The following is a 4,031-nucleotide window of genomic DNA, read 5'->3' as shown; positions in this document are numbered from 1 at the left end:
ATACGGCACCGGCGTGTTCTTGCTGATCCTGCCCTTCGCCAGCGCCTCGAAGGTGAGGTAGAGCGTCATCATCTTGGTGAGCGATGCCGGATAGCGGCGGCCGTTGGCGTCGGCGGAATAGAGCACCTTGCCGGTCTTGGCATCGACCACGATAGCCGCGGACTTCGCGGCAAGAGCCGACGCGACATCGGCGGCGACAATCGTCACCGCGAGCGCGGCAACCATGATCGCCTTGAAGGAGAATGAAGATTTGGAGACGAAGCCCGACAACGCCTGACGCACCGTTACTTACCCTGAATTTTCGTTGCCCCGGAGGCGGCTAAGGGAGTGCCTGCCTCGCTTCCGGCCAAGCTATCGCGCTCAGCGTTACCAATCCGTTTATGGTAACCGCCGCGTTCACCATTTTTCGGCAAATCGAGCTTCTCTTTAATCGAATTTTACCGGCCGCCGTCGCCGGAGCCCCTGCGCGCCAAGGGATTCTTGACTTTTGTGCATCGCACAATATATTGAGGTGCATTGCACAAGGGCGCCCGGGGCCAAAAGGGCGTTTCAACCAAGGGAAGTATGAAATGACCCAGACCTATGAGGACTTCACGAAATACGGCAAAGAGTTTGCCGACACCGGGCTGAAGAGCTTTGCCTCGCTCACCAAGGGCGCGCAGGCCATCGCCACCGAGGCCGGCGAATACACCAAGAAGAGCTTCGAGGCCGGCAGCGCCGCCTTCGAGAAGCTGTTCTCGGCCAAGTCGATCGAGAAGGCCATCGAGATCCAGACCGATTACGCCAAGCAGAGCTATGAGAGCTTCGTGGCCGAGGCCAGCAAGATCGGCAATCTCTATGCCGAGCTCGCCAAGGAAGCCTACAAGCCGTTCGAATCGGTGGTCGCCAAGGCGAAGTAATTTCGCCAGATCACTGCCGATACGGCCAGCCGGCCCGCAAAAAGGACCCGGTCGCGGAAACGCGACCGGGTTTTTTCATGCGCGATCGCAACCCAACGCACCTTGCCGCATTCACGATTGAGAAATTCGCTGAGGTTTGCCCACCTAGCCATATTGTCAGCTAAACAGAAGGGCTTAAAATCGTCCATCGAGAACCTACATGTTGAACTCGCATGAGGATTCGAAAAGGCTGGACTACGTGACGATCGGTTTGACTGCCACGGCGGACGTGGTGCGAATGCAAAGTGACGGAGACCGCAACGATCCCGGTCGCGGCACCGCTGTCATCACGCGCACCAAAACCAAGACCAAGAAGCCCAGCCTCTACCGGGTCCTCATCCTGAACGACGATTACACTCCGATGGAGTTCGTCGTTCACGTCCTGGAACGGTTTTTCCAAAAGGACCGCGAAGCCGCCACGCGCATCATGCTTCATGTTCACAATCATGGAGTGGGCGAGTGCGGCGTCTACACATTCGAGGTGGCCGAGACCAAAGTGTCCCAGGTCATGGATTTCGCCCGACAGAATCAGCATCCGCTGCAATGCGTGATGGAGAAGAAGTGAGGTAACATGCCGGCTTTCTCCCAAGGCCTGGAAAAGGCGCTACATCAGGCGCTGACATTCGCCAACGAGCGGCATCATGAGTATGCGACGCTCGAACATCTGCTGCTCGCACTGATCGACGATACGGAGGCGGCCGCCGTCATGCGCGCCTGCAACGTCGATCTCGACGAGCTCAAGCACACCGTTCTCACCTATATCGACACCGAGCTCGACAACCTCGTCACCGGTTACGACGAGGATTCGAAGCCGACGGCCGGCTTCCAGCGCGTCATCCAGCGCGCCGTGATCCATGTGCAGTCGTCCGGCCGCGAGGAAGTGTCCGGCGCCAATGTGCTCGTCGCCATCTTCGCCGAGCGCGAGAGCCACGCCGCCTATTTCCTGCAGGAACAGCAGATGACCCGCTACGACGCGGTCAACTACATCTCGCATGGCATCGCCAAGCGCCCCGGCGCTTCGGAATCGCGCACGCCGCGCGGTGCCGAGGACGAGCAGGGCGGCCAGAACGGCGCCGAGCCGCAGGAAGAGGGCGGCAAGAAGAAGCAGCAGGACGCGCTGACGGCCTACTGCGTCAACCTCAACAACAAGGCGCGGGCCGGCAAGATCGACCCGCTGATCGGCCGCGACAGCGAGATCAACCGTACCATCCAGGTGCTGTGCCGCCGTTCCAAGAACAACCCCCTCTATGTCGGCGACCCGGGTGTCGGCAAGACGGCGATCGCCGAAGGGCTGGCCAAGCGCATCGTCGAAGGCGACGTGCCGGAAGTGCTGCAGGACGCCACCATCTTCGCGCTCGACATGGGCACGCTCTTGGCCGGCACCCGCTATCGCGGCGACTTCGAGGAGCGGCTGAAGCAGGTCGTGAAGGAACTCGAGGACTATCCGGGCGCGGTGCTGTTCATCGACGAGATCCACACCGTGATCGGGGCGGGCGCCACTTCGGGCGGCGCCATGGATGCATCGAACCTTCTGAAGCCGGCGCTCTCGTCCGGCGCCATCCGCTGCATCGGCTCGACCACCTATAAGGAGTTCCGCCAGTTCTTCGAGAAGGATCGTGCTTTGGTGCGGCGCTTCCAGAAGATCGACGTCAACGAGCCGACCGTCGAGGACGCCATCGAGATCATGAAGGGCCTGAAGCCCTACTTCGAGGAGTTCCACAAGGTTCGCTACACGAGCGAAGCCATCAAGGCTTCGGTCGAGCTGTCGGCCCGCTACATCAGTGACCGCAAGCTGCCGGACAAGGCGATCGACGTGATCGACGAGACCGGCGCCTCGCAGATGCTGGTGCCCGAGGCCAAGCGCAAGAAGACGATCGGCATCAGGGAGATCGAGGCGACGATCGCCACCATGGCGCGCATCCCGCCGAAGACGGTCTCGGCCGACGACGAGAAGGTGCTGCAGGGCCTCGACGTCGAGCTGAAGCGCGTCGTCTACGGCCAGGACACCGCGATCACCGCGCTGACCTCGGCGATCAAGCTGGCGCGCGCCGGCCTGCGCGAACCGGAGAAGCCGATCGGCTCCTACCTGTTCTCAGGGCCAACCGGCGTCGGCAAGACCGAAGTCGCCAAGCAGCTTGCCGCCTCGCTCGGCGTCGAGCTGATCCGCTTCGACATGTCGGAATATATGGAACGCCACACCGTCTCGCGGCTGATCGGCGCGCCTCCCGGCTATGTCGGCTTCGACCAGGGCGGTCTTCTGACCGACGGCGTCGACCAGCATCCGCATTGCGTGCTGCTGCTTGATGAGGTCGAGAAGGCGCATCCGGACCTGTTCAACATCCTGTTGCAGGTGATGGATCATGGCAAGCTGACCGACCACAACGGCAAGCAGATCGACTTCCGCAATGTGATCCTGATCATGACCACCAACGCAGGCGCCTCGGATGCACAGCGCGCAGCGATCGGCTTCGGCTCGACCAAGCGCGAGGGCGACGATGTCGAGGCGATCAACCGGCTGTTCACGCCGGAGTTCCGCAACCGTCTGGACGCGATCATCCCGTTCGGCTCGCTGCCGGTGCCGGTGATCCATCAGGTGGTGCAGAAGTTCGTCATGCAGCTGGAAGCGCAGCTCTCCGAGCGTGGCGTCACTTTCGACCTGTCGCCGGATGCGATCGCCTGGCTGGCCGACAAGGGCTATGACGAGCGCATGGGCGCGCGTCCGCTTGGCCGCGTCATCCAGGAGCACATCAAGAAGCCTCTGGCCGACGAAGTGCTGTTCGGCAAGCTCAAGAAGGGCGGCACGGTGCGCGTCACCGTCGAGAAGAAGGAAACCGGCGAGTCCGGCCTGAAGCTCGAGTCGCTCGCCGACGAGTCGCCCGTGCAACCGAAGAAGGAAGAGCCGGAAGACGCGCCGAAGCCGAAAAAGGCGGTGGCCAAGAAGCCGGCAGCCAAGAAGGCCGTGGCGCAGAAGCCGGAGCCGAAGGGCAAGGACGGCAACAAGCGCAGCCTTGTGCCGCAACTGCCGCGCAAGGGCTGACAAGCGCTCGCTTGAAATACAAAGGCCCCGGAAACGGGGCCTTTGTCGTTGAAGGG

3 protein-coding genes and 1 pseudogene are annotated in these 4,031 nt (G+C 61.9%); 3 read left to right on the top strand and 1 reads right to left on the bottom strand.

Annotated elements, in window-relative coordinates; translation table 11 throughout:
* Positions 1 to 282: pseudogene (locus EOD07_RS25285) on the bottom strand (D-alanyl-D-alanine carboxypeptidase); the annotation flags it as partial.
* Positions 283 to 569: 287 nt separating this feature from the next.
* On the opposite strand from EOD07_RS25285, the gene EOD07_RS25280 reads away from it, so the two are divergent.
* The 3 genes from EOD07_RS25280 to clpA all read left to right on the top strand — a co-directional run bounded on the left by EOD07_RS25280 (position 570) and on the right by clpA (position 3,975).
* A complete protein-coding gene (locus tag EOD07_RS25280; RefSeq protein WP_040972326.1) occupies positions 570 to 899 on the top strand; it encodes a phasin family protein in 330 nt (109 codons plus the stop codon).
* A gap of 277 nt (positions 900 to 1,176) precedes the next feature.
* A complete protein-coding gene (gene clpS / locus EOD07_RS25275) occupies positions 1,177 to 1,503 on the top strand; it encodes an ATP-dependent Clp protease adapter ClpS (RefSeq protein ID WP_040972327.1) in 327 nt (108 codons plus the stop codon).
* A gap of 6 nt (positions 1,504 to 1,509) precedes the next feature.
* Positions 1,510 to 3,975 carry an ATP-dependent Clp protease ATP-binding subunit ClpA gene (gene clpA / locus EOD07_RS25270; RefSeq protein WP_040987241.1) on the top strand — a complete coding sequence of 822 codons (2,466 nt, stop codon included), beginning with the start codon at positions 1,510 to 1,512 and terminating at the stop codon, positions 3,973 to 3,975.
* Positions 3,976 to 4,031: the final 56 nt, after the last annotated feature.

It is taken from the genome of Mesorhizobium sp. M2C.T.Ca.TU.002.02.1.1, assembly GCF_003997225.1.
This window is presented reverse-complemented; position numbering and strand designations above follow the sequence as displayed.